The 24,991-nt window shown below is 45.8% G+C and carries 22 protein-coding genes; 11 read left to right on the forward strand and 11 right to left on the reverse strand.

Annotated elements, in window-relative coordinates; all coding sequences use genetic code 11:
* Positions 1-137: 137 nt before the first annotated feature.
* Complete coding sequence (locus RIG27_RS03055; RefSeq protein WP_446342317.1) at positions 138-1,424, reverse strand: WD40 repeat domain-containing protein; 1,287 nt, start codon at positions 1,422-1,424, stop codon at positions 138-140.
* Positions 1,425-1,635: 211 nt separating this feature from the next.
* On the reverse strand, positions 1,636-2,121 hold the full coding sequence (locus RIG27_RS03060; protein ID WP_446342319.1) for a hypothetical protein: 486 nt from the start codon (positions 2,119-2,121) through the stop codon (positions 1,636-1,638).
* 107 nt (positions 2,122-2,228) lie between these two features.
* On the opposite strand from RIG27_RS03060, the gene hetZ reads away from it, so the two are divergent.
* The 4 genes from hetZ (at position 2,229) to RIG27_RS03080 (ending at position 7,350) form a co-directional block, all read left to right on the forward strand.
* Entirely contained in the window at positions 2,229-3,392 is a 1,164-nt protein-coding gene (gene hetZ / locus RIG27_RS03065; RefSeq protein WP_446342321.1) for a heterocyst differentiation protein HetZ, read from the forward strand.
* Positions 3,385-4,500 carry a hypothetical protein gene (locus tag RIG27_RS03070; RefSeq protein ID WP_446342323.1) on the forward strand — a complete coding sequence of 372 codons (1,116 nt, stop codon included), beginning with the start codon at positions 3,385-3,387 and terminating at the stop codon, positions 4,498-4,500. The genes hetZ and RIG27_RS03070 overlap by 8 nt, the downstream gene beginning before the upstream one ends.
* Before the next feature lie 130 nt (positions 4,501-4,630).
* A complete protein-coding gene (locus tag RIG27_RS03075; RefSeq protein WP_446342325.1) occupies positions 4,631-6,952 on the forward strand; it encodes a transglutaminase TgpA family protein in 2,322 nt (773 codons plus the stop codon).
* A gap of 89 nt (positions 6,953-7,041) precedes the next feature.
* Complete coding sequence (locus RIG27_RS03080) at positions 7,042-7,350, forward strand: P-II family nitrogen regulator (RefSeq protein ID WP_446342327.1); 309 nt, start codon at positions 7,042-7,044, stop codon at positions 7,348-7,350.
* 13 nt (positions 7,351-7,363) lie between these two features.
* Here RIG27_RS03080 and RIG27_RS03085 read toward each other — a convergent pair whose 3' ends face one another.
* From RIG27_RS03085 to RIG27_RS03125, 9 genes are all read right to left on the reverse strand, one after another.
* On the reverse strand, positions 7,364-8,350 hold the full coding sequence (locus RIG27_RS03085; protein ID WP_446342329.1) for an aldo/keto reductase: 987 nt from the start codon (positions 8,348-8,350) through the stop codon (positions 7,364-7,366).
* Positions 8,351-8,389: 39 nt separating this feature from the next.
* A complete protein-coding gene (locus RIG27_RS03090) occupies positions 8,390-9,016 on the reverse strand; it encodes a YbhB/YbcL family Raf kinase inhibitor-like protein (protein WP_446342331.1) in 627 nt (208 codons plus the stop codon).
* A gap of 42 nt (positions 9,017-9,058) precedes the next feature.
* Entirely contained in the window at positions 9,059-9,688 is a 630-nt protein-coding gene (locus RIG27_RS03095) for a class I SAM-dependent DNA methyltransferase (RefSeq protein ID WP_446342333.1), read from the reverse strand.
* A 24-nt stretch (positions 9,689-9,712) separates the two neighbouring features.
* Complete coding sequence (locus RIG27_RS03100) at positions 9,713-11,053, reverse strand: glutamate-cysteine ligase family protein (protein ID WP_446342335.1); 1,341 nt, start codon at positions 11,051-11,053, stop codon at positions 9,713-9,715.
* Positions 11,054-11,195: 142 nt separating this feature from the next.
* A complete protein-coding gene (locus tag RIG27_RS03105) occupies positions 11,196-12,449 on the reverse strand; it encodes a glutamate-5-semialdehyde dehydrogenase (protein ID WP_446342337.1) in 1,254 nt (417 codons plus the stop codon).
* Between the two features lie 15 nt (positions 12,450-12,464).
* The gene (locus RIG27_RS03110; protein WP_446342339.1) at positions 12,465-13,331 is read right to left on the reverse strand and encodes a class I SAM-dependent methyltransferase; all 867 of its coding nucleotides are present in this window, start codon (positions 13,329-13,331) and stop codon (positions 12,465-12,467) included.
* 277 nt (positions 13,332-13,608) lie between these two features.
* Positions 13,609-14,454, reverse strand: a complete 846-nt coding sequence (locus RIG27_RS03115; RefSeq protein ID WP_446342341.1) for a methyltransferase domain-containing protein — start codon at positions 14,452-14,454, stop codon at positions 13,609-13,611.
* A 138-nt stretch (positions 14,455-14,592) separates the two neighbouring features.
* Positions 14,593-16,041 carry a hypothetical protein gene (locus RIG27_RS03120; protein WP_446342343.1) on the reverse strand — a complete coding sequence of 483 codons (1,449 nt, stop codon included), beginning with the start codon at positions 16,039-16,041 and terminating at the stop codon, positions 14,593-14,595.
* A gap of 36 nt (positions 16,042-16,077) precedes the next feature.
* Positions 16,078-17,523 carry a pyridoxal phosphate-dependent aminotransferase gene (locus RIG27_RS03125; RefSeq protein WP_446342345.1) on the reverse strand — a complete coding sequence of 482 codons (1,446 nt, stop codon included), beginning with the start codon at positions 17,521-17,523 and terminating at the stop codon, positions 16,078-16,080.
* Positions 17,524-18,545: 1,022 nt separating this feature from the next.
* Between RIG27_RS03125 and RIG27_RS03130 the strand changes: the two genes are divergently transcribed.
* The 7 genes from RIG27_RS03130 to RIG27_RS03160 all read left to right on the forward strand — a co-directional run bounded on the left by RIG27_RS03130 (position 18,546) and on the right by RIG27_RS03160 (position 24,956).
* The gene (locus RIG27_RS03130; protein WP_446342359.1) at positions 18,546-20,003 is read left to right on the forward strand and encodes a SpoIIE family protein phosphatase; all 1,458 of its coding nucleotides are present in this window, start codon (positions 18,546-18,548) and stop codon (positions 20,001-20,003) included.
* A 17-nt stretch (positions 20,004-20,020) separates the two neighbouring features.
* Positions 20,021-20,251 (forward strand): hypothetical protein, encoded by a 231-nt coding sequence (locus RIG27_RS03135; RefSeq protein ID WP_446342347.1) that lies wholly within the window; start codon positions 20,021-20,023, stop codon positions 20,249-20,251.
* 44 nt (positions 20,252-20,295) lie between these two features.
* Positions 20,296-21,684, forward strand: coding sequence for an argininosuccinate lyase (gene argH, locus RIG27_RS03140; protein WP_446342349.1), 1,389 nt, complete (start codon positions 20,296-20,298; stop codon positions 21,682-21,684).
* 153 nt (positions 21,685-21,837) lie between these two features.
* Positions 21,838-22,032, forward strand: a complete 195-nt coding sequence (petP, locus tag RIG27_RS03145) for a cytochrome b6f subunit PetP (RefSeq protein ID WP_446342351.1) — start codon at positions 21,838-21,840, stop codon at positions 22,030-22,032.
* A gap of 32 nt (positions 22,033-22,064) precedes the next feature.
* Positions 22,065-23,165 carry a Get3/ArsA fold putative tail anchor-mediating ATPase NosAFP gene (locus RIG27_RS03150; protein WP_446342353.1) on the forward strand — a complete coding sequence of 367 codons (1,101 nt, stop codon included), beginning with the start codon at positions 22,065-22,067 and terminating at the stop codon, positions 23,163-23,165.
* A 295-nt stretch (positions 23,166-23,460) separates the two neighbouring features.
* Complete coding sequence (gene chlG / locus RIG27_RS03155; protein ID WP_446342355.1) at positions 23,461-24,441, forward strand: chlorophyll synthase ChlG; 981 nt, start codon at positions 23,461-23,463, stop codon at positions 24,439-24,441.
* Positions 24,442-24,788: 347 nt separating this feature from the next.
* Entirely contained in the window at positions 24,789-24,956 is a 168-nt protein-coding gene (locus RIG27_RS03160) for a hypothetical protein (RefSeq protein WP_446342357.1), read from the forward strand.
* Positions 24,957-24,991 lie beyond the last annotated feature (35 nt).

Genomic DNA, 24,991 nt, shown 5'->3' on the forward strand with positions numbered 1-24,991 from the left:
GACCAATGACCAATGACCAATGACCAATGACCAATGACCAATGACCAATGACCAATGACCAATGACCAATGACCAATGACCAATGACCAATGACCAATGACCAATGACCAATGACCAATGACCAATGACCAATGACATCAGCTCAAAACGTGCCAAACCTTAATCTTTTTATCAGAACTGCAACTGGCGATTGTTTTACCATCTCGGCTCAACGCCACAGAAATAACTGAGCTAGAATGACCCCTTAAGGTGTGGATTTCTTCGCCGGTTTTCAGATGCCAAACCTTAATTGTATTGTCAGAACTGCCACTAACTAACATTTGTCCCCCTGGACTGACAGCAACCGATAAGACGGAATCTTCATGACCTGCAATTGTGCGGATTTCTTCCCCGGTTTTCAGATTCCACACTCTAATCGTATCGTCATATCCGCCACTCACGACAGTTTGTCCATCGGGATTAATTGCCACCGACAAAACTGAATTTCTATGCCCAGTTAAGGTGCGGATTTCTTTCCCAGTTTTCAGATTCCAAACTTTAATCGTATCATCAGAACTGCCACTGACTAGATTCTGTCCATCTGGACTAATCGCCACACACAATACGGCGTCTGTATGACCAAATAAGGTGCGGATCTCATAGCCTGTGTTCAAATCCCACAGCTTAATGGTACCGTCAGAACTGGCACTGGCTACGGTTTTACGATTTGGGCTAATCGCTACCGATAACACTGAGTCCAAATGTTCATCAGCCGTCATTATTTCTGTGCCAGTGTTTAAGTTCCACATTTTCAGAGTATTATCAGCACTGCCACTGACTAAGGTTTTACCATCCGGACTAATGGCAACAGAAATAACGGAGTCGGTATGTCCGGCAAGTGTGTGAATTATCTCCCTAGTTTGGAGATTCCACAGTTTAATCAGGTTATCATAACCGCCGCTAACTAAGGTTTCGCCGTCTGGACTAATGGCAACCGATAATACCGAGTCAGAAAAATCATTGAGCGTGAATTGATGTTCAATTAATTCATAATTTAAAACGGCGACTTCTAGGGGAGGTAATGGTGTTGACTCTTGATGACTTTCGGTGTTTAGTGTGGGTAAGGGCTGATCCAGTTGCGGCAGCAGTTGTTGGAGTTGCTCCCGTAAATCCTGCCGTTCCTGTTGTGCCTGCTGAAGCTGCTGTTCAATCTGGGCTAACTGTTCTTTCAGGGGAGAAAGGGTGTACCAAACCCCTTGGGAAAATGACCATTTCGCCCACATCTGTCTCGCCCAATCTAATTGAACGGACTGCTGCTGCCAAAATTCTGAGGGTACAGACTGCGCCAAGGCGGGTGGATAGGGGGTCAAATCCCACCCACAGACAGAGCAACGATGCACATTACCTGGGATATATTGGGTTTGACAAACAGGACATTCAGACATGGTTATCCTCTGTGATATAAATTACAGGCGTTGACACTGGATAACGACTATAACCGCTTACAATAGAAAAGCCAGGGTTTTCAGGAGAAATAACAGCGCCAAAGCTGACCAAAAGGTTAAGGTTAGAGAAACCTCCAGCACCGAATTGGCGATTTGTCGATCGCTCTCCCCTCAAGTCTCTAGAATTTTAGCGGCTGTAGGTTAGTTTAAATTAAGCAATGTCTGGAGGGAGGTTGCTAGGATATGACCGAGGTGCTGATTGAGTATGCTGGAGCTGAGTTTGAACCAAGCGTTGCAGATCCTCTCGACGTACCTCGGTTCCGGCTGTTAAATTACCAGGTGTATCAAAGAAAACGGTGCTATTTACCGTGTCCAGGGCTAACATCTGGAACAAAATGTGAGTGACTGGCACGGGCATCGCCATGATTTGAGGGTCCCAATTGGATTGAAAATCAGCCGCGTCTTTGAGTGTAGGAAAAGCATAGACAACATTTTTTTCGACCTCAGGCTGGGCACGATTACTCAGGGTCGTTACCACCCAACCTTGATCTAGGGTTTGGAGAATATGATAGTCCGAGTGGTGTAACTGACTGGCAAGCGTGGTTAGGACAGGGGCAATCGCCTCAACCATTTTCGGCGTCGTCCCGTCATCCGGGGCATTGTCAATCAGAGCTTGAATTTGTTCGGTTAAATCCATCGAGCGATCCTCTTTTCAAGTACCTCTTACTGCTATGTATGAGTCTAAACCCAGATGAAAACGGTTGTTGATGTGTGTGTTAGGGTCTTTGTGAAAGAATGAACATCATGAGGGAAGTCTGCCAGGGCGTGGAGGCTATTTTTCAACTGCTATTTAACGAACTTCGGCAGTCTACGACGGCATCCGAGCAGAACTGTCGGGATGTAGCAGCGCGTTTAGCGAACGAAGTTACTCGAATTTGTAATGAAAGCCATCGAATTAAGACATCTGGAGATGTTGAAAGCTGGGCAAAGACCCTAGCCAACCATCGCCTCAAACAAGTCTTAAAGTATTACCGCCTTGGATCTCATCGGGGACGAATCGACCTTCAGAGTACGTTGAGTGCGATCGTCTATCGCTATATTACCCCGTCTCAAACCCCCGCGAGCTATCAAGCCCGCGTTACCTTGATTGAAGATTTCTTACAGGGATTTTATGTGGAATCCTTAAATGCCTTTCGACGTGAGACATCCATTGAAGAGAATTATCGTCCGCGATCGCTACTAGAGTTATCGGAGTACATGGCGTTTACCGAACGGTATGCCAAGCGGCGTATTCCCTTACCCGGACGGCGATCCCAGCAACTGCTAATTTTGCGGGCGCAAACCTTTTCCCAACAGCAACCCCCAGAAACCTCCGTAGACATGGATACCGCCGCCGAAGGGGGTACTCCCGATTCAGAAAATACCTGGAACGATGCCGCGATTCAGCAGGTGCGAGAGGTGATGGTGGCGTCTGAACCTGAACCCTTAGAAGCGAACCTGCGGGATAAAGTTGTTGAGGAATTGTTCGCCTATCTCGAAGAACGGCAACAACACGATTGTGCCGACTACTTCACCCTGCGCCTACAAGACTTGCCGACAAGCGAAATTGAGGAGATATTAGGATTAACCCCCCGTCAGAGGGATTACTTACAGCAACGATTTAAGTATCATTTAATTCGGTTTGCCCTTTCTCACCGTTGGGAACTTGTCCATCAATGGTTAGAAGCCGACTTAGAGAAAAATCTGGGGTTAACCCCCCACCAGTGGCAGCTATTTCAGCACAAAATTGATCCCCAACAGGGGGAATTGCTGCACCACAAGCAGCAGGGTCATTCTACCCAAGAAATAGCCCAAGCGCTAGGTTGTACAGTGACTCAGGTTGACAAGCGATGGTTTAAATTGCTGGAAATTGCCTGGGATATTCGCAATCGTTCAGTATCCGGATCAGGTGCATCTGAAGATGAATAGTGACATAAACAATAACTCGGACACCCTATACAGCCGCTTAATGGCTTGGCTGCTACAAGAGTCCGTTCCTGCTGCTACACCATCAGTCCATGGGCAACCCGACGGGTTAGACCCTATCGATGAGCTAGAAGCAGCGGATTTTCAATTTGATGAGTTAGATCCACTGGACTTTGAAGACGTGAACATTGCACCCACTATAACTGGCGAAATCGCTAATGACCACACACGAGTGGGTTCAGAAGACATTCCTACTCGTGAGGACATCGAACTGGGCGGTACAACCCGCCCCTACAACTTGGGAGATATGCCGATCGTGCAAAATCGTTTTGAGGCGCTAATTAAGCGCAAACTGCAAGTTGAAATTGAGCGTCATCCCCCCTTGTTTCCCTGGGAGACGGACATCTATGAATACGAACCTGATATCTCAGACAGCGTAGCCTCGACTGGGGTTCCATCAGTTCAAGTATGGACACCCCAACTCTTGAACCTACCCCTACCTGTCCCCATCCCGGAAAACGTTCTCGTTACTCTGTTTAACGCTTGTTCGGAGTCAGTCTATTCCCCCTATCAATTGGGGCGAAAAATGGTCAAGGCTGTGGAAAACTTATTCCCCGCCCAATTTCAGTTGCTGAATAATCAAGCGCAAATGGTACTGTTGTCTTCGGGATCGGGTCGTGACCCTGAACAACTGCAACTGTTGCTCAAGGAACTTCCATCTCCATCCTATGACGAGGCAACTCCAGAGCAACAAATGATTCTGGCATTGTTAGCGGCTAAAGAAATTATTAGCACGTTGACTGTATCCCTTTCACCCAACCAGCCTTCGGTTGAACGCCAATGGCAAACCTCTGTCGGCGTGATCACCGTCCAGGCAGAGTACCAGATCCAAGAAGGTGTTCCCACCCTGCGGGTGATCAGCAATCTACCCGAAAGTGGCAGTTTGACCTTGCGTACACCTGAAGGTTCAGCCGTATCAGAGCGCACCTATCCCGGCTATGTGAGTGTTGAAGCTTTTGATTTGCCGCCGAATCAAACCTATCCCCTGGAAATTCGGTTCCAAGACTCAGACGAAAACCCCTTGGTTTTTGCGATTTACCCAACAATGTAAGGGGTAAGGGTTAAGTGCTAGCTGTTAGACTTGGGAGCTTCTCTCACTCCCGACTGTGGACTTAGATACAATAGATTGAACCCGTGAATTTAATCTAACAGCCATCTCGCGCACAAGAGAGTCAATTGTTATGTCGAACCCTTCAGGGATGCAGCGAATCCGGCGTCTACCTGGTCTAAATCAGGTGTGGCAACGTCTTGGCACAATGCCACTGCCTCAAACCGAAGACTCGATAGGATTACGAGTCTTAGTCCAGGGGCTAGTGATTGTCGGAATTATCGCCACCGATATTGCTGCTGAAACCCAGATGAGTGTCTGGGCTGTACCCCTCTCTATCCTGGGAGCAACCTGGAGTTGGTATCGTCGCCGCCATCGCAACATTGCGGTTAAGTTCTTTTTGGCGATTGGAATGCTAATCGCTATGGGGGTATTCTTTAATAATTTATTAGCCAGCCTCAATGATACCCGCCTCGTTCTCGCAGAATTATTGATTCAAGTACAAGTCCTCCACAGCTTTGACTTGCCCCGGCGCAAGGATTTAGGCTATTCGATGGTAATCGGGCTGATTTTGTTGGGGGTGGCAGGAACCCTGAGCCAAACCTTAGCGTTTGCCCCGCTACTGGTGATATTTTTAGCTATTGCGTTACCCACACTAATCCTCGATTACCAATCCCGCATCGGTTTATCACCTAAACCCAAGCCGAAAAATTCCCGGAAAAAAATTAAACGTACCTCGCCGCTTTCACTACGACGATTAAGTATTTTTTTGTTAGTAGTTATCGCCCTGGGTTTAGGGATTTTTGCCCTAATGCCTCGATTTCCCGGTTATCAACTGCAAACCTTTCCCGTGAGTGCGCCTCTGGATTTGGATGAGCGCTCGTTTGAGGGGAATAATCGGGGCGTGAATAATCCTGGATATCAGGGTGAAGGGGAGGGTTCTGGTGGTGAGGGAACCTCTCCTAGTCGAGGTCCAGGTGAAATGGATGAAACATTTTACTATGGTTTTGGCAACCAAATTAACCAGAATCTCCGAGGTACCCTTAAGCCAAAAGTTGTTTTGCGGGTGCGTTCCCAATCCCCTGGATTTTGGCGCGTGCAGGCGTTTGACCAGTATACAGGGCAGGGATGGGAATTATCTCGCGAAGATCAGGTATTAGAGGTGACTCGTCCGACTTGGTCTTATCGATTTCAACTATATCCGACTAGCTTTAATTTGGGTCGGACGAAAACGGTGATTCAAAGTTATACTGCCGTATCGGAACTGCCGAATATTATTCCGGCACTAAGTTATCCGAAGCGACTCTATTTTCCCACCAGGGAAGTGGCTATTGATACAGAAGGCAGTTTGCGATCGCCTCTAGCTTTACTGGAAGGATTAACCTATACGGTAGTATCTGAAGTACCCGTGCGCGATCGCACTCGACTCCAACAAGCCCCGGAAACTTATCCCGACAATATCCAAAAATACTATCTTGACGTTCCACCGGACATTGCGGATAAGGTGCGTGAAAAAACCGAACAACTTTTAGCCACCTCCCCCAAACCCCTCACCTCATCCTCCGAAAAGGCGCTGTATTTGGCTCAAACCCTCAAACAACGGTATCGAATTCCCGATAATCCCTTGGAACTTCCCTATTTACAAGAAGATGAGGATTTAGTTGAAGCGTTTCTCTTTAAATATGAAGGTGGTTATCCGGATCACTTTTCCACTACGTTAACTATCATGCTGCGTTCAATTGGGATTCCGGCGCGGTTAGTCGTAGGATTTGGTACCGGTCAGTTTAATCCCTTCACTGGCTTATATGTAGTCAAAAATACCGATGCTTATGCCATGACTGAGGTGTATTTCCCGAACTATGGCTGGTTTGCCTTTGACCCCATTCCCGGACATGAAATAGTCCCCCAAAGTGTGGAAGATACAGAAACCTTTAGTGTTTTGCGTCAGTTTTGGCAGTGGGTTGCTGGATGGCTTCCTTCACCCGTCAGTAATTTTATCGGGGAATTGTGGAATCTAGTGGTGGGTTCGCTGCTGCGGCTGATTGTGCGACTGTGGGTGATCTTCTCCAGTGGTTGGATGGGATTGTTTGGCGGATTAATTTTCGCGATCGCGCTGGGGTTCGTCGGTTGGTTAAGCTGGGTACAGTGGCAAACCTGGCGTTACCGTCGCTGGTTAGGGAAATTACCACCCATGGAACGGCTTTACCAGCAAATGTTAAAGGTTTTGAAGGCTAGAGGATATATTAAGCACCCCGCCCAGACACCGTTAGAATATGCTAGGGTCATGCGTCAGCAGCAATCCTCTGACTCAGCCACCGTGATTGATGACATTTCTCAGGCTTATGTACGCTGGCGTTATGGTAAACAAACGCCGAATATCGATGAGCTGCGACAGCGACTGCGGCAGTGGATTAAAACGACTGCCCGATTGCCAAACAGAAGTCTGAGACGGTGAACTTTTCCGGAAAATCTCGAATTGGTACAGGAATTGAGTTATTCTTTGCCTGTCATCTTTCCCTAAACGAATATTGTTAGGAGTTTCTTATGTCTACTGAAGCCATTCCCGTCAAACCCGCTGTCTTAATCACGATTATCAGTGAATCCGTACTCAAAGATCGTTTAATTAAACTGCTCAAAAGCAAAGGGGTAACGGGATTTACCGTAAACGATGTCCTCGGTGAAGGGGGGCATGGCAGACGCATGGGGGATATTGTTGGGTATAACACCAATATTGAGATGAAAAGCGTTGTCTCCGCAGAAGTCTCTGACGATATTTTCCAAAGCTTAGCCGAAATGGAGAATAGTCATGCCTTAATTGCCTTCCGTCATGATGTAGAAGTGTTGAATAATTAAGTGTGGGAGGATATCACCGATTAACGACTCCCATGTCGGATTCGGGATAGCGAGTTCCCCTGACAGCATCCTGTACTACAACGGCTTCAATCTGAGTAAGTTGATCAGGGGTGAGTTGCACTTGGGTAGCCGTAACATTCTCTTCTAAGTAGCGGCGGCGCTTGGTTCCAGGGATAGGAACAATATCCCTGCCCTGGGCTAGCAACCAAGCCAAGGCTACCTGGGCGGGTGTAGCTCCTTGAAATTGCGCGATCGCTTTCACTTGTTTGAGCAATTCCAAATTCTGTTGAAAGTTTTCTGGCTGGAAGCGAGGTAATCCCTTACGCAAGTCATCATCCGCCAAGTCTTCAGGGCTGGTAATCTGTCCGGTCAAAAATCCCCGTCCCAAGGGACTAAAAGCCACAAACCCAATACCCAGTTCTTTTAGGGTTGGTATTACCTCAGCCTCCGGATCTCTCGTCCATAGAGAGTATTCAGATTGCAATGCGGTTAAGGGATGAACCGCATGAGCCCGTCGAATCGTTTGTGCTGCGGCTTCTGATAAACCAAGGTAGCGCACCTTGCCCTGCTTAACCAACTCTGACATTGCCCCAATTGTCTCTTCAATGGGAACATCCAGATCGACGCGATGCAGATAGTAAAGGTCTATTGTATCGATGCCCAGTCGTTGCAAGGAAGCATCGCAGGCACTTTTAACATACTCAGGTTTACCGCTAAGACCTAAATATTCCCCAGTTTGCGAACGGACAAAGCCAAATTTTGTGGCGATCACTACGCGATCGCGATCGGGTTTCAATGCTCTTCCCACCAATTTTTCATTGGTAAATGGACCATACATATCCGCTGTATCGAAGAGTGTCACGCCCAGATCGATGGCACGTCGAATCGTCGCGATCGCTTCTGTTTCGTCACCGTTGCCATAAAATTCCGACATGCCCATGCAGCCTAAACCAATGGTAGACACTTCCAGTCCTTGGCGACCGAGTTTCCTGGTTTTCATGACATCTTTCGATATAATAAACGTCTCAATTCAAATGGTTTACTCAGCATCAGGATAAATCTGATAGGTTCCTGTCAATGATGCTGTTTCCAATACATGACCTTCTATGGCTTGTAAAACATCCGTCGCCGTAAAAATACCTTCAACTGGACAACGGTCTAGATCAGTCGCATAGAGCGTAAAATGATAGTGATGAATCTTTTCATCATTCCAAGGTGGATAAGGACCATCATAGCCAAAATAATCTCCTGCCATTTCCGGATCATCAACATATCCTTCGCCATAATCATTGATTCCCTGGCGAGTACCCAAAGGAGCTTCTGGTCCATTTTTACCCCCTTTAATCACTCCATCACTGAATTCACCCGCCGTGATCGATTGAATATCCGGTGACAAATCAACCAGAACCCAATGATAACTATCTATGCGAGGTAGGCTAGCTGATACAATTTTACCTTCTTGCTCGGCATCGTCAAATACACTTGGCACGTCCGAATCATGGCAAATTAAGACGAGAGAACGGGTTCTTGGTGGCAAATCACTCCACGCTAAATGGGGATTTTTGTTATCGGAAAATACGCTATGCTTTTCTGGGTGATATTTCCCAAACCCAAAGGTTTCGGGAATTTTACCACCATCGGTAAAGCTATCACTCCACAGTTTCATGTTTACCTTCTTCTTTGATTCTCTACTACATAAAGCTTTAATCTATTTAACCTGATAAGTCCATATTTCTAAACAAGTCTTCAGATTAGTATTAGGGTGGGGATAATATGGCTCTCCACGTTCAATCAACTGCCATTGACCCGATGACTCTAATTCCGTCATCTTTGTTTGGAAATCTTGGCTACTTTCATAAAAGTCAGGGCGCATGGTAAAAATGATGTAACCCTCTGGTTTAGTAATGCGAATTAACTCATCAAAAGCATGACTCGGAGCATGATTATAAGTAAACACACCCACACTGATAATGGCATCAAACAAGTTAGAGGGGAAGTCTAAAGGCTCTCCCAATACTTGCTGAGATAAATCGGTGTAAACATTCTTTTGACGGGCTTTATTCAACATTTCTGGGGAAATATCAATGGCAACTAGGTTATGGTAGCCCCGTTGGTGGATAATTTTACCAGCCATACCTGTTCCCGCCCCAGCATCTAAAATTGTAGCAGTCTTAGGGACATACTTGAGTAAGATATCCGCCGTTTTCTGTGGTGATACGTACTCTGTATCACCAATCATATCTTGTTCGTAATCAGACGCCCATCTGTCATAGTTTTCGCTAATTTCTTGATTATTTTGAGAACTGTAAACTTTACTGACTCTATCTTTAATGCTCATTTATATTACTGATATTATTGAATTTTAGTTAAGATTTTTGTACCTACAAATATCTCGATCTTCTACCAATGCCGGAATACCCCCCTTATTAAATAAGTCTCTAGCAATCATCGCCGGATTTTGCCGGAGAAGCAATCGCTGTTGCAGGCTCTCCAGAAATTTTTCTTCCCCTAATCCCCGCCGTTTTAACCCCAGAGTGGCTAGTTCCAGCATCCGTTTCGCCAGATCCGCGATCGCAATTCCCTCAACCCTCCCCGCTAATCCCTTTTGCAGTGCGGCTTCCCGCATCAATTTTAGTGTTAACCAGTCATAATGGCTCAACTCTTCTTGGGCTTCATTTAAGGCACTCAGCAACCCTAAACTCAGTGCAGCAGGACAAATTAAATCCCCCGGAGGCTGTTGATCCCAAAGTCGGTTTTCCATCGTGAAATATCGGGATATCCGAGCCGTAAACCAGTAGAACGAATTATGTAATTTCTCATCCTCTGGTAGCGGCTCAATTTCCATCTCCTCACCCGATAACCGATAACCAATAGCTTGGGCGCGTTCAAAATAATCAGCAAAACTGGAGTAGTGATTAATTAAAATTGGCTCTTGGTTCCGATAAACAAACACAGGGGATAAATTTGCCACAAAGTCAGCATAACTTTCCAAGTCATTAAAGGAATTCCTGGGTATACCCACCGTCTTGCCATCGGGAATCCACCAATCATAAATCTTCTCTGTTACGGATTGGTAAGTATCATCAATATTCCCCTTCCAGATACTGGAGTTTGCCATCAGAGCAATCTGCGCTCCGGCAAAACCATTTAAGATGTTTGTTGCCGGAATTGCTTCCTCAAAAGATATACTCAAATGAACGTGACTCTGTGCACTTACGGTAAACAGATATTCCCTGGGGAAAATCGCATTCCAATCAAACAGAGTACGTTGCTTTGGCGCCCTATACTCAGGAGTCGGCTCAGTGACAGGTTGAATTCCATACCCCAAAAAACTCACATCGTGAGCATCAGCAAATGGGGCAAGCTCTGTCACCAGAGCATTAATTTGTTGCTCCAAAGCGTGTAAATCTCCAGTATGGGCGAGAGCAAACTCTAGGTTACAAAAGCCGATAGCATAACCAGCCACCGTATGATTAAATTCCCCCGGCTTACTCGCACCCACAGGTTTATGAGTTAGGGGATCGTTAATAACATTCCAGTTTTTCTGGGCTAAGTGTTGCCAAAGAGAGTTTACAGTTGTGAGTGATGCGGCTTTCCCGGTTTGGCGCTGTACCAAGGGAAATTTTAACTCCGCACCAATCCGCCTACCCTCGAAGGGGTGATTAGCTGCTTGTTGAAAACCCTGCTGAAAAAATTTATACATAACATAACTAAGTTATAGCAGTCGCCAAGACAGTTAGGACACATCGGATTCGTAGAGACGTTCCGGTGGAACGTCTCCAGCGGTGCTCTTTAAGGTTAGTGGTAAAATTAGAGTACTTACTCATTTTTCTTGTTCTTGCATATTAAGGAATACCCGCTTCACCCATAATTTGTCCTGAGCCACGAATCACAAATTTGTAGCTAGTTAACCCCTGTAAACCCACCGGACCTCGTTCATGCAGTTTCCCCGTGGCAATACCAATTTCTGCACCCATGCCCAACGTGGCACCATCATTGAACATGGTTGATGCATTCACTAACACCACAGAGGAATCAACTTCCTTGACAAAACGGTCGGCTCTGTGATAACTATCAGTGACAATAGTGTCCGTATGTTGAGAGCCAAAATGGTTAATATGGGATATTGCCGCCTCCAAGCTATCAACAACTCGAATTGAAACCACTAACTGAAGATATTCTGTGCGCCAGTCTGCTTCCGTAGCTGCATCCACATCGGGTACAGCCGTACAAACCACCGGACATCCCTTTACCTTCACGTCATTGGCACGAAACTCAGCCACAATTTTATCCAGCTCTGGAGTAAATGCGCGATGCACCAGCAGTGTTTCCATGGAATTACAAACCTCTGGCATCAAACACTTAGAATCTATGGCAATGTCCAACGCTTGAGCTAAATCTGCCCCAGCATCAATATAAACATGGCAAAGCCCATTATAATGCTTCAGTAAAGGAATTTTCGACGCAGCCGTAACCGCTTCAATTAATCTCGTCCCACCTCGAGGAATTGCCAAGTCAATTTCTTCACTCAGTTGCAGAAATTCATGCACTTGTTCATGGGAACCAATCACCATCTGAATGGCATCAGTGGGTAAATCGGCATCTGATAAAGCCTTTTGCCACAATTTCCCTAACAACTGGTTACAGGTTTTCGCTTCTGAACCCCCTCTCAAAATAACGGCATTTCCTGATTTAAGGCAAAACGCCCCCGCATTTACTGTTACATGCAAGCGAGCTTCGTAAACCATTAAAATTACCCCTAATGGCACTCGCATCTTAAAGGCTTTGAGTCCATTAGCACAAGCAATCGGCTCAAAAAACTCGCCCACAGGATCAGGCAAAGCGGCAATTTTATGTAAAGCTCTAATCCGAGCATCTATTTTTTCATTGGGCCACAGTAAGCGAGCCACTAAATGAGCCGGTTTACCTGCGTCTTTAGCCGCTGTTACATCGACTTGGTTGGCGGCTACTAAATCAGTACGATGGGCATCTAATAATTCTGCCATACGCAACAGTGCCGCATTCTTCTGTTGCGTTGAAGCATTGGCTAGAGTTGGCGCACATTTTTTTGCCGCCTGGGCAATACTCAAACAGTCCATGACATTAAATCCCAATTACTGCAAAATACAAGCTGATGAACACATTCCAGTTTTATAGGCAAATAGCCAGTGGGTCATAATCCAACCTCGATCTAAGACAGTAAACTCATTCGGTCCTTTGCCACTACCTAACCATTGAAATTTTATATCGTTGGTACGAACAAAATCATAAAAGGCTTTGAGAACATCGGAAATACCACACAAACCTACTGATTCATCCAAGACAATAATCGTACCGGGAATAAATCGGTTTCCCAGATTCTGGAATATGCATTTTGCCGCTTCAAAGATATCACAGTCGATATGAACCAAGGAAAAATACTGATCCGGTGTCAAACCCGATAGGAATTTTGGTAGTGATTGGCTATAATAACCCTTAACTAGAGAAATATTTTCATGTTCAAGCTTGGGTAGTCCCCCTTTTAAGGAAAAGGCTGTTTTGTGAACAGAGTAATTGTCTTGATAGGTATTCCAGTCACTTTCAAACCCTTCAAAACTATCAAAACCGTACCATTGGCGTTCGGAAATTATACTGGCACATTTATTTATTGAATGTCCTCGGAATACTCCAAACTCGGCACACATCCCGCCATGGTCAATGATGTGGTTGCGATATCTTGAAACTACGTTGTACAGGAGCTGGTCTTTAATTGCTATTTCTCGGAATTTTTTATTTTGAGCCAGACACCACTCAGCGTACTCTTGATCATCCATATCATTAAGTGCTTTCCGGAGGGTTTCTTCAGAATCCCAGTCACCACTCATAATGGCGCGATAATTTTTGTTAGAAATACAATTCCTCACTCCCTTAATATCTTCAGCCATATCCCAACGAGGTAGAGAACGATAAGTGTGGGATAAATTTTCCATCAAACTTGCCATATAAATCTCCTTATACAAAAATTAATACACTGCTGATGCCAAAACATTAGAATAGGACGATATAGCAATCCTATTTGATTCCTGTCCAAAATCTTGCCGCTTTTCGGGAATGGGCAAGAGGAGGAGAGTTTTTTTCTAGTTTTTGATTTGTTACAACCTGTCTAGGATTGCTATATCTAGAGGGTCAGAACTCAAAATTTCGGTAGTACTATTAGAGGGAAAAAGTAGTTAGTTAAGGACTGAATGCAGTCCTTATGTTTATCATTGACGCGATTGCCTAATTTTCTTTCCGATAATGCAACATTCCCCATTGAATCAAGCCACTTTTGCCCACTTGGGCACAATCAAGCAGGCGTTGCTTTTTCTTTTCAAAAAACTCTTGACTCCAAAGCTGCTCACTTGCCTGAATTTCCTCCATCTTTTTCAAGATTTGCAAATAGTTCACCGAAACATGATGAGTTAAGTCAATAACTTGTACCTCAGACATCCCAATTTCCTGGGCAACCTCTCGATAATCATTGAGGTGTAAAAAATAGACTTGGTGAATTCCTCCACCCGTGTACCAATCCACCACCTTATTCACCTCTGCCTCAGTAGGATAATCCCCACTGAAAAAATACGTGCAGGCAAGAAATTCACCGCCCTTAACTAAAACTCGATGGGCTTCTCGAAACGCTTGCAATTGAGTATCGCTGTAAAAGAGGGAATCCTGCGCCCAAGCTGCATTAAATGTCGAGTCGGGAAAGGGCAGACTTTCAAACCTACCCTGATAAACTGTAACTAAATCACTCAGCCCCTCTTCTTGATTCCGTTCAACATTAATCGCATTTTGTTGTTCACTCAGGTTCAAACAAGATACCTGACAGCCGTATTTTTGGGCGATATATCTGGCGGCGCCACCATATCCTGAACCCAAATCCAGCAGGTGACTCTCTTGGCTCAATGTCAGTAGAGATGCCATATATTCTGTTGTCCGCTTCTTGCCAATATGCACATCTTCATCCGGATGTTCAAAGATGCCACAATGGGAATGCTCGCTGAGAACTCGGCGGTAATAAAGGTCTACATCTTTTCTGGCAAAATAGTTTTGATTAAATGTATCAATTGCTGAATAATTACCCATCGTTTCTGTTTCTATCCCTCCAAATTAATTTTTGGGCTTGGCTGATGTTAGGCATAAATTGGAGACACAAAGGGAGAAATTGATCTCAAACTATAGCCCAATTATGCTGTTAGCCAAGCTAGATTGTGCCTTACTGATTTATCGTTTTAATTCGTTACCCCGAATACCGGCTTGGAGCAGGTTACTGACGACTCCTTTATCGGGAAAGAACTGATTTCGATCTAGGCATACCCGATCCGGATCATCTGCACATTTTTTCAACTCCTCCAACAGCAACTCGGCACCATCATTGGGAGCATAAAACGTTCTTTCCGGACTTTGTAAACTATTACCCCGTGCCAAGGTTCTGTCAATTTTACCATCAATGGTTGCTAGTTTCCCCCGCCCATGAATTGTTGCGGCTCCTTTTACCGGGTAGGCATAACCATCGGCTTCATAGTCGGGATTGGCATCAATAGATAATCCGGCACCATTGAGCGCCAGATAGACTTCTCCCGATGATAGAGACACTTCCAGGTATGTATTGGCTACGTTCTCATTTCCCAAAAACTCAATCATGCGATTAGTGAACTCTACCACAGGTGCTGCCTCTGGATTAGCCGACTGAAACGTTGATTTGGCTCTGAATAAGTAGCCCCCATAGTTAGGATCTTTCTCCAACAGAGGAGTCTCATAAACTCCACGTTTAGCATCCCCACCCAGTACACCCATAACAAAGGAAAACTGAGGTTTAGTCGCTTGTTCAACCACCCATTTAACAAATTCTGCTGGGGTTTGATCCGGTGGAATTAAATCCTGAAAGATAGCACGCCAAGAGTCGTAAATTGGAGAATTTGGAGAGGGAATCCGAAAAATCGCCTCTACCGGAATAAAACCAGTTGGTTCCCGATTGGGATTACTAATGCTGAGGAAAACGATAATCAGCGGCACATTACTCCGCTGATTCCAATAGCCATCAGTGTGCTGCTTAATATAGCCACCGCCATAGCCAGCATTAACATGATATTTATCTGGATCAGGGCGCATGGTGTGCATGGTGGAGTTGAGATCCATGTCGAGATCCATCCAGGGAAATTGGTTGTGGATGCCACAAATTGCAGCCAAGAGGAGTTTTGGCACCAGCAATTTGGCGGCATAATGCTGAATTTCTGCCCAGGTATTCAGGTGTGCGGGAATCCGAATCCCATTGGGCGCAATTAAATCAGCGGGATCAATGTCGGCAAAAAGATCATTGGGGAGAAATTCAATTTTCTGAACATAGGGAATAGCCGGATCATTTCCCGCTTGACACTTGCTATTTGAAGAGAAAAGTTCCCGGTAAGCTTGAAAACAATCTAAGGCGGCTTGCTCCCCGTTTTCTTTTAGGATTTCGGTAATCGCATAGCCTAATTTTTTCATGACAACCAGATTACAGTTGGGATAATATCCCTGCTGTTGGCAGAGGGAAAGCTTAGTTCCCCCATATTTCAACTGGGTATCAAAGTCTTGGACATCATAACCTTTACAGGCTACATCCATTAAATAATCTGCGATTACCTTTTGCGTTTCTGGTTTTAGGGTTATGGTTTCTATTTGCTTTCTAGACATAAGCCAGTTTTCTCGATTAATTGCAACGCAGACAATTTAGCATACAAGTTGTGCCAAAGCTAGTTCAATTTGAGCCAGGGCTTGACTAATTAACTGCTTACCTTGGGCTTCAGTTTTCTGCCGATCAACCATCTTAGTATCAGTTTCCCCAACTGCTTGGGGTAAACCAACCGAAAAACGTAGATAGCAATCCTCTGGTTTGCCTATGGGTACTGTAGATACTCTGGCTGCCACTAACAACCATAATGCTACTTCCAAGCTAGTATTGATCTGGTTTTGCCGATACAACGATTCTAGGTTAAATTTACCGTCAGCTAGCACTTGCAACTTTTCCCGGAAATCCGCCGTCACTTGATAACCTTTTAAGGCAGAAAAATTGGCGTAAAGATACATTCCTGCCTCAGACACAAAGCTGGCTGGCGGTAGCTGAGTCTCCCCCGAATGGGTTAGATTACATTTCTCAAAAATGGCATTCAAACCTAGTGCCAATTGATTCAATCGACTTTCATAAAGACTTCCCGCCCATTCAATGGTTTTGTGAGGATCGGGTTGAATTACAGCACTTAATGCGACTTCTCCCATCGCATTGGAGTTAATCACGGTAGCTTTCTGCGGAATTCGCATTGCCTCCAGCAATTTGACATTCTTCGACGCCCCCAAACCCAGCAATGTCCCCCCCGTACCTTGTTTAGAAAGGGTACAAGCAATCAGCACAGATTCCATTAATTGATGGAGGGAGGCAAGTTCTGATGCTTGTGCCTGCTGAAGTCGTTTATATAATGTCAGACCAAAGGTGGGATGTTCATTAATCTCTCCATGATGAAACAGGGGAACATAGGCTTCATCAATTAAAACCAGAGGTAGTGATAGTTTGAGCGGCTCCCTTCTGGTCATTTCCTCAATCAAGACATCAATAATTGCATTCCAATCATCTTCCGAGAGGGTGGCACCAGAGGGGTTATTGGGATAATTGAAAACAATCATCTTAGCATCGGGATGATGGTTCAATGCTGTTTTAATTGCCTCTGGCTGGGGTTGCCAGCGATGCTTTGCCTGAGTGGGGATAACCACCATTTTTCCGCCGGCTAAAACCAGGGGTTGCTCATACTGGGGAAAAAAAGGTTCGAGAAAAAGTGCTGTATCTCCTGGGTTGATAATCGTTGTACAAAGACAGTGAAATAGATGAGTAAACCCAGTTGTTAGATTAATCTCCTGGTTGGGATCAAACTCCAGCCCGTACCGTTGTTGGAAGTATTGCTGGGCGTCCTTTCGGGCGTTCAAGGAACCATAGTGAGGTGTGCGGTAAACAGAGATTTCCTTTGCGCCAACCCGATGAATTGCCTGCTGCACTCCAGGAATTACTCCATGACCTGGGGAGCCACTGTTTAAACTGACCACACCTGGACAATTGCTAGCTAAAGCGGCAAATGTAACAATAGGAGACTCGTTTAAATTTTGAATCCGTTCAGAAATTTGTATCATTTATTCCAATCTTGGATTCGCTCAACTTGGTAAGTGTACCATCCCAAAGAGTATAAGTCAAAATTCTCAAACGGCAGCAACTCTTCTTCCATGTGTTGAAGCCAACGATCGCCTGTGGGAACATTGGCAATAATTGCCTCGATATCACCGTAAGGATAGGGACCGGGAGCGCCAATGAGGGCGAAAGCAGGTTTAACGCTTGATGTGAACTTACGGCAAGCATGATCCGTCTCTGTGTATCAATTAATAACGGCTGTTTTTTCCCTAAGATATCTCCTGTATTTGTCAATCCCCATAAGTCAAATATGTAGAGACGTTGCATTTTAGTCTCTACATATTTGATGTGTCCTAACAGGAAGGGCACGCTCCTTCCCCTAAAAAGTCAACTACATTCGGGTGTACCATTAGCACGCTCGCACCGCTAGACCATGTCCCAGTTATCGGCTAACTTAAAAATTGAATTGATGACCCTTAAAAGCCTGAGGAAGTTTGCTCTTATTTGCACGCGATCGATACAGTTCCAACGTCGCTTCAGAAGGCTCAATTTCAATCTCATTGACTCACCGTTCGCTCATTTGGGTAACTCAGTAGCCAAATGAGCGAACGGTTAGATAGATGTGAGGCGGATTAAGATCTAATCGTGATTTTGGACTCTTGATAGAAAATTAAAAACAAGCAGGAGTTTAACTAATCCCCCAGATAGACGTTGGCAGAATACTCAATTGGCGCTATGATTGACACCTAAAATCAGTCAAATACTTATACAATAACCGTAACAGACTTCATTCAGTACAGCGCCAAAGACCAACAGCGTTAAGATAGGATGTCATCGGGATTTTCCCACGCTTTTTATATTGTCCTATTCATGCCTGCAAGAAGGCTGTCCGGACTTGTGCAACTTACTTATGGAAGCATGGATGGTCAAAAGTGTTTCAATAGCTACTTGAAGACCATACGTGTAAAGACTACCTCCAATTGGACTATATCTTTAGTAAAAAGTGATGCTCCCAAACCCTGATGTGATGACAGCACGCCCCTTTCCCAGCCAACCCCCTAATTCAGCGAATGGCACACCCTATATCGCGGCTTCTGACAGAACACCCGTTTCCGCCCTGAAAGAACTTGTGGCTTGCCTACACCGAGAACAACATAAAATCCAAGATTTGTTAAGCTCACTGGGATTTGCCCTACGCAGCTTCAACAATTTGAATCAATTTTTAGAATTAATTCCCTTGATGTCAGCACGGGTTACCGATACGGAGGGAGGCGCATTGGTTTTGTTAAAACCAAATGGTCAACTCCGGCTACAACAGATGCATTGCCAAGATAATCAAGAGTGTCAAACCTTGCGTCCAGCACTTGAACGGGCAACTCAGACGATCGCGGCTCAAGGCAATGAGGATGGAAAATCGGTAATGAGTTCAGAACAGTTGGACGCAATTTGGTCATCGTTTGACGATCAGGTCAATCGTTATTTAGACACAGATATTCAGTTATTTGGCACACCGATTTTAATTAAAAATGTCGAACGAGGACGTTTGTATGTGTTTACTGATGACCTGAATTATAGCTGGACGCCAACTCGACAGAAGTTAGTGCGTTTGGTAGCCGATCAAACAGCCGTCGCGATCGCGAATGATGAACTAACTGTAGAACTTCGCAAAAAAGAACGCTTAGATCGAGAGTTAGAAATTGGCGCGGAAATCCAATTACGCCTCCTCCCCCGTCAATGTCCCTCGATTAAAGGAATTGAATTGGCGGCTCAGTGTCAGACAGCAAGTCGAGTCGGTGGGGACTATTATGATTTTATTCCCACCAACTACGATCAACTTCGCCCAACCCAACCCGGTGAGAATCAAGCGCTGGATCAGCACAAAGCTTCTGTCCCTTGGAGCGTTGTCATTGGTGATGTGATGGGCAAAGGTGTACCAGCCGGCTTGATTATGACAATGACGCGGGGTATGTTGCGAGCAGAAGTGTTAAACCGTCACTCCCCAGCCCGCATCCTGGAACATCTAAATCGGGTAATGTATGCTGATTTGGAAAATTCCAATCGATTTGTCACCCTGTTTTATTCGGAGTACGATCCTCAAACCCGGATTTTGTCCTATAGCAATGCTGCCCATAATCCCCCTTTCTTATGGAAAGCATCCACCCATTCCATCCAACGTCTGGATACGGATGGGATGTTGATTGGCTTAGAGGCAGATTCTCAGTATGAAGATGATCAAATCTTACTCGATGTCGGAGACACGATTATCTATTACACGGATGGATTTACTGATGTCGCCAATCAACACGGCGATCGCTTTGATGAGGAAAATCTGATTGAAGCCTTTCGGTGGGCGTGCGAACATCGCCAAGGCTCCCAACCCATCCTAGATTACCTATTTGAGCGGGTGGGAGAGTTTATGGGCGGGAAAAACCGTAACGGAGATGATATGACCTTGGTCGTGTTGCAGGTAAAATCAACCGAGTAACCTATTTAAAGGCTGTTATGGAAGTGCAAGTTGTAACGTCAGTTGTCCATAGTCTTCATCCCCTGATTGACCTGGTGAGTCCATGGCTAACCGATGGACTGGTGTTAGCCCAGCAAGTTGAAGATCCGGATGTTTTGGGTCAAATTCAACAGGCGTTCAATAATTTCATTGAATCGGGTCAAGTCTGGGCATTTTTAATTGGTTTAGTTATCGGTTATATTTTTCGGGGGATGAGTTCGTTTGGGTGATTTGTCCTTTGTCTTATGTCCTTTGTCATTGGTGAATCGGTATTGTGACGGAACAAACAACGTGGAGTCAGCGATTTGAATCGGCACTACATCCGGCGATCGCAGGTTTTAATGCGAGTATTGGGTTTGATATCGAGCTGATTGAGTATGATCTGACGGGTTCGGTGGCTCATGGGAAGATGCTTGCCCACACTGGGATTATTTCAGCCGCTGAAGCGGAACAACTGGTGAACGGGTTAGAACAAATTCGTTCAGAATACCGCCAGGGAAAATTTAACCCCGGTATTGACGCCGAGGACGTTCATTTTGCCGTAGAACGACGCCTCACGGAACTTGTTGGGGATGTGGGGAAAAAGCTGCACACGGCGCGATCGCGAAATGACCAAGTTGGCACAGATACGCGACTCTATTTGCGGGATCAAATTAGCCAAATTCGGACTCAGTTGCGACAGATGCAAGGGGTTTTGCTCAATCTGGCTGAATCCCATGTCGAAACCTTAATCCCCGGCTATACCCATCTCCAACGCGCCCAGCCGTTGAGTTTAGCCCATCATTTGCTGGCGTATTGGGAAATGGTGCAACGGGATTGGCAACGATTGGGGGAAATTTACCAGCGGGTTAATATTTCTCCTTTAGGGTGTGGGGCGCTAGCGGGAACAACATTCCCGATTGATCGGCACTACAGCGCCTCCCTGCTGGACTTTGGCGATGTTTATCGTAATAGTTTAGATGGGGTGAGCGATCGCGACTTTGCCATTGAATTTTTGACGGCGGCGAGTCTGATTATGGTTCACTTGAGCCGACTGTCGGAAGAAATTATTCTCTGGGCGTCTCAGGAATTTAGCTTTGTTACCCTCAAGGACAATTGCTCAACGGGTTCGAGTATTATGCCGCAAAAGAAAAACCCGGATGTGCCGGAATTGGTACGGGGTAAAACGGGGCGGGTGTTTGGGCATCTGCAAGCCATGTTGGTGCTGATGAAGGGATTGCCGTTGGCGTATAACAAGGATTTGCAGGAGGATAAAGAGGCATTATTTGACAGCGTGAAAACGGTTAAAGGATGTCTGGAAGCCATGACAATTTTGTTACGGGAGGGGCTAGAGTTTTGTCCTCCGCGTCTCGCCTCAGCCGTGACGGAAGATTTCTCCAACGCTACCGATGTGGCTGATTATTTGGCAACTAAAGGGGTTCCCTTCCGAGAAGCCTATAACTTGGTCGGTAAAGTGGTGAGAACCTGTCTAGGGTCGGGTAAACTGCTCAAAGACTTAACTGTACCAGAGTGGAAAGAAATCCATCCCGCCTTTGAGGAGGATATTTACGACGCGATCGCACCCAATCAGGTGGTTTCTGCTCGTAATAGTTATGGGGGAACAGGATTTGAGCAAGTCCGACGCGCTTTGGTTCAAGCCCAGGAGCGGATGGTAGGTTTGTAGTCAGCGCTTTAGCGCTAGATGGCACGCTTCGTGCCGACTACGAACCCCTATATGTTCAAAACTATCTCCTCGAAGCTTGTAATCGGGTCAAAACTTCCCAGATTCCGGTACACTTTGGAATGGTTCATCCTATTAAAATTACTAGCAGCAATAATGGAAATTGGTCAAAAAGTTCAAGTCTGTCGTCTCAGAGACCGGGTGTCGGGCGACATCGTTACTAAACTAGGGAAAGTTGGCATCGTCAAAGACTTTAAAATGACAGATGGCAGCGGTGTCGGTGCGATCGTCGAGTTTGACGACAGCACGGCAACCTGGTTTTTTGAAGATGAACTCAAACCCGTCAGTTAGTGACGACTTCCCCAGCAGCGTCCAACAAAACTATGGCTTTTATTCTCACCTTTTTAGGCAAAGGCGGCACCGGTCGTACCACAATTGCGATCGCGGCGGCTAAAAAGTTCGCAAATCTTGGTCAGCGTGTCCTTTTAGTCGGGCAAGATCCTACCCCGGCGTTTGGACTGTTACTGGGAACATTCCCCAGGGCTGATCCGACGGAGGTGGAACCGAATCTGAAAGCGGTTCAGCTTCAGTCTACCCTCCTCCTGGAACAGAGTTGGGACGAGGTGAAAAAGCTAGAGGCGGAGTATTTGCGATCGCCAACCCTGAAAAATGTCTATGGTCAAGAATTGGGCATTTTACCGGGGATGGATAGTGCGTTAGCCCTGAATACGATTCGCGAATATGACGCCAGTGGTGAGTATGATGTGATCATCTATGATGGCAGCGGCGATCAAGCCACATTGAGGATGCTGGGGATGCCAGAAATTCTCAGTTGGTATTTTCGCCGCTTTCGCCAAATCTTTACCGAGTCGGATCTGGGTAAGGCTATTTCCCCGTTTATCCAACCCGTTACCAGTGCGATTCTTAATGTGACTTGGACACCCGACGATTTTGCCAATAAACCGACTCAGCAAACTAACCAAATGCTGGAGCAGGGTAAAACCGCTGTGGCTGATCCGAATCGGGTGGCGGCGTATTTGGTGACAACCGGGGACACGGCGGCTTTAGCGACGGCTAAGTATTTCTGGGGGAGCGCCCAGCAGGTTAATCTGACGGTGGGGGGGGTTCTGTTGAACCAAATTCCAGCAACGGATACGTTAGCTGCTGAATTTGCCCCGTTAACGGTTAGCGCTTTGCCCCAGTTATCTCAGGTTGCTGACTGGCAACCGTTGATGGATGCTTTGCCTGATTTTAAACAAGCGGTGCAAGCGCCTAAACCGATTAGCATAGATGTGGCGAATCGTCAAGTCAGTTTATTTTTACCGGGCTTTGACAAAAAGCAGGTGAAACTCACCCAATATGGTCCAGAGGTGACAATTGAAGCCGGGGATCAGCGGCGTAATATTTGGCTTCCGCCCCAATTAAGCGGTCAAGCTGTGAAAGGGGCGAAGTTCCAAGATCGGCATTTAATTATTTCGTTCTGATTGTCTTATGTCATTCGTCATTTGTCATTTGTCATTTGTCATTCGTCATTTGTCATTCGTCGGGGCGGGTAGGGTGCGTTAGCGGAGCGTAACGCACCAATTCAAAGGAGCGTAACGCACCAATTCAAAGGAGCGTAACGCACCAATTCAAAGGAGCGTAACGCACCATTTCAAACGATAATAGTTAAACCTGCCTCTACGTATTGGTTAGGGCGGGTTTTGTACAAACGTTACCATCAATACCCATAAGGAAATCCCTAAACCCGCCCCTACACACTCAACACTTAATACTAAAATGTCTAACTCTCCCTCAACCGAACAAACCGATAAAACGGGTAAAACTCGGCAACTTCTAGGCATGAAAGGTGCCGCCCCCGGTGAAAAATCGATCTGGAAAATTCGTCTCCAGTTAATGAAACCGATTACCTGGATTCCCTTAATCTGGGGGGTTGTCTGTGGCGCGGCGTCGGGAGGTGGATATACCTGGACGCTGGAAGATATTCTGAGAGCGGTGACGTGTATGTTACTGTCCGGTCCGTTGATGGCGGGGTATACCCAAACCTTGAATGACTTTTATGATCGTGAACTGGATGCGATTAATGAACCCTACCGCCCAATTCCCTCTGGGGCAATTTCGGTTCCCCAAGTGATGACTCAGATTGTGGTGTTATTGCTGGCGGGTATTGCCGTGGCGTATGGGTTAGATCAATGGTCAGGACATGAATTTCCAATCTTAACCTGTTTAACACTTTTTGGAGGGTTTATCGCCTATATTTACTCAGCGCCGCCATTGAAGTTGAAAAAGAATGGTTGGCTAGGAAACTATGCCCTCGGTTCGAGTTATATTGCCCTGCCGTGGTGGGCGGGTCATGCTTTATTTGGGGATCTGAATTGGACGATTGTGATTCTTACCCTAATTTATAGTCTGGCAGGTTTAGGCATTGCCGTGGTGAATGACTTTAAGAGTGTGGAAGGCGATCGTCAATTGGGGTTGAAGTCTATCCCGGTGATGTTTGGTGTGGGGACAGCGGCTTGGATTTGTGTGCTGATGATTGATATCTTTCAAGCCGGGATTGCGGGGTATTTAATTAGCATTCATCAAAATCTCTATGCGGCGATACTGTTGCTGTTAATTGTGCCTCAGATTACCTTTCAGGATATGTACTTTCTGCGATCGCCCCTGGAAAATGATGTGAAATATCAAGCCAGCGCTCAACCGTTTTTGGTTCTGGGGATGCTGGTTGCGGGGTTAGCATTAGGTCATGCAGGGATTTAGGTATTGTAGAGACTTTCCGGCGGAACGTCTGTGTGTTTGATAAGCTGTTCGGCATTTAAATTGGGATACCTAAAACCCTGAAAGGCAACAGGCAACACCTCGACTTACCTCGACTTCGCTCGGTAACACGCTCGGTGTGTCACAGGCAACACCTCGACTTACCTCGACTTCGCTCGGTAACACGCTCGGTGTGTCACAGGCAACAGGGAATATACAATTTAAATGCGTTTTAGCTTATGACTGAAGGCTATGGCATTTACTGAATCCTCGTTGCTGATGCGGTCAATTTCTTTGCCTATTTTAATGTCTGAAATGCGGACAATGTTATCACTCATGGTAGCCAAAAATTGACCATCTGGACGGAATTGGTTCCGGCGTACATTCGGACGTCGATTCGGGCGCAAGGATGCATGGGTGTCAACTTAAGCCACATTACCCACGATAGGATACTGGGTGTGGGGTATGGGGTGTGGGGTGTGGGGGAAAGCGAGCAATTTTGGGGAGCTATGTATTAAACGGAACCTGTTTGAAAAAAACATTGTGGATGAAT

The sequence above is a fragment of the Coleofasciculus sp. F4-SAH-05 genome (genome assembly GCF_040222985.1).
GTDB lineage: Bacteria > Cyanobacteriota > Cyanobacteriia > Cyanobacteriales > Coleofasciculaceae > Coleofasciculus > Coleofasciculus chthonoplastes.

Bases quoted from the DNA above. Each gene is read 5' to 3' on its own strand.
- RIG27_RS03055 (WP_446342317.1), bottom strand. From the start codon at position 1,424: ATGTCTGAATGTCCTGTTTGTCAAACCCAATATATCCCAGGTAATGTG.
- RIG27_RS03060 (WP_446342319.1), bottom strand. From the start codon at position 2,121: ATGGATTTAACCGAACAAATTCAAGCTCTGATTGACAATGCCCCGGAT.
- hetZ (WP_446342321.1), top strand. From the start codon at position 2,229: ATGAGGGAAGTCTGCCAGGGCGTGGAGGCTATTTTTCAACTGCTATTT.
- RIG27_RS03070 (WP_446342323.1), top strand. From the start codon at position 3,385: ATGAATAGTGACATAAACAATAACTCGGACACCCTATACAGCCGCTTA.
- RIG27_RS03075 (WP_446342325.1), top strand. From the start codon at position 4,631: ATGTCGAACCCTTCAGGGATGCAGCGAATCCGGCGTCTACCTGGTCTA.
- RIG27_RS03080 (WP_446342327.1), top strand. From the start codon at position 7,042: ATGTCTACTGAAGCCATTCCCGTCAAACCCGCTGTCTTAATCACGATT.
- RIG27_RS03085 (WP_446342329.1), bottom strand. From the start codon at position 8,350: ATGAAAACCAGGAAACTCGGTCGCCAAGGACTGGAAGTGTCTACCATT.
- RIG27_RS03090 (WP_446342331.1), bottom strand. From the start codon at position 9,016: ATGAAACTGTGGAGTGATAGCTTTACCGATGGTGGTAAAATTCCCGAA.
- RIG27_RS03095 (WP_446342333.1), bottom strand. From the start codon at position 9,688: ATGAGCATTAAAGATAGAGTCAGTAAAGTTTACAGTTCTCAAAATAAT.
- RIG27_RS03100 (WP_446342335.1), bottom strand. From the start codon at position 11,053: ATGTATAAATTTTTTCAGCAGGGTTTTCAACAAGCAGCTAATCACCCC.
- RIG27_RS03105 (WP_446342337.1), bottom strand. From the start codon at position 12,449: ATGGACTGTTTGAGTATTGCCCAGGCGGCAAAAAAATGTGCGCCAACT.
- RIG27_RS03110 (WP_446342339.1), bottom strand. From the start codon at position 13,331: ATGGCAAGTTTGATGGAAAATTTATCCCACACTTATCGTTCTCTACCT.
- RIG27_RS03115 (WP_446342341.1), bottom strand. From the start codon at position 14,454: ATGGGTAATTATTCAGCAATTGATACATTTAATCAAAACTATTTTGCC.
- RIG27_RS03120 (WP_446342343.1), bottom strand. From the start codon at position 16,041: ATGTCTAGAAAGCAAATAGAAACCATAACCCTAAAACCAGAAACGCAA.
- RIG27_RS03125 (WP_446342345.1), bottom strand. From the start codon at position 17,523: ATGATACAAATTTCTGAACGGATTCAAAATTTAAACGAGTCTCCTATT.
- RIG27_RS03130 (WP_446342359.1), top strand. From the start codon at position 18,546: ATGACAGCACGCCCCTTTCCCAGCCAACCCCCTAATTCAGCGAATGGC.
- RIG27_RS03135 (WP_446342347.1), top strand. From the start codon at position 20,021: ATGGAAGTGCAAGTTGTAACGTCAGTTGTCCATAGTCTTCATCCCCTG.
- petP (WP_446342351.1), top strand. From the start codon at position 21,838: ATGGAAATTGGTCAAAAAGTTCAAGTCTGTCGTCTCAGAGACCGGGTG.
- RIG27_RS03150 (WP_446342353.1), top strand. From the start codon at position 22,065: ATGGCTTTTATTCTCACCTTTTTAGGCAAAGGCGGCACCGGTCGTACC.
- chlG (WP_446342355.1), top strand. From the start codon at position 23,461: ATGTCTAACTCTCCCTCAACCGAACAAACCGATAAAACGGGTAAAACT.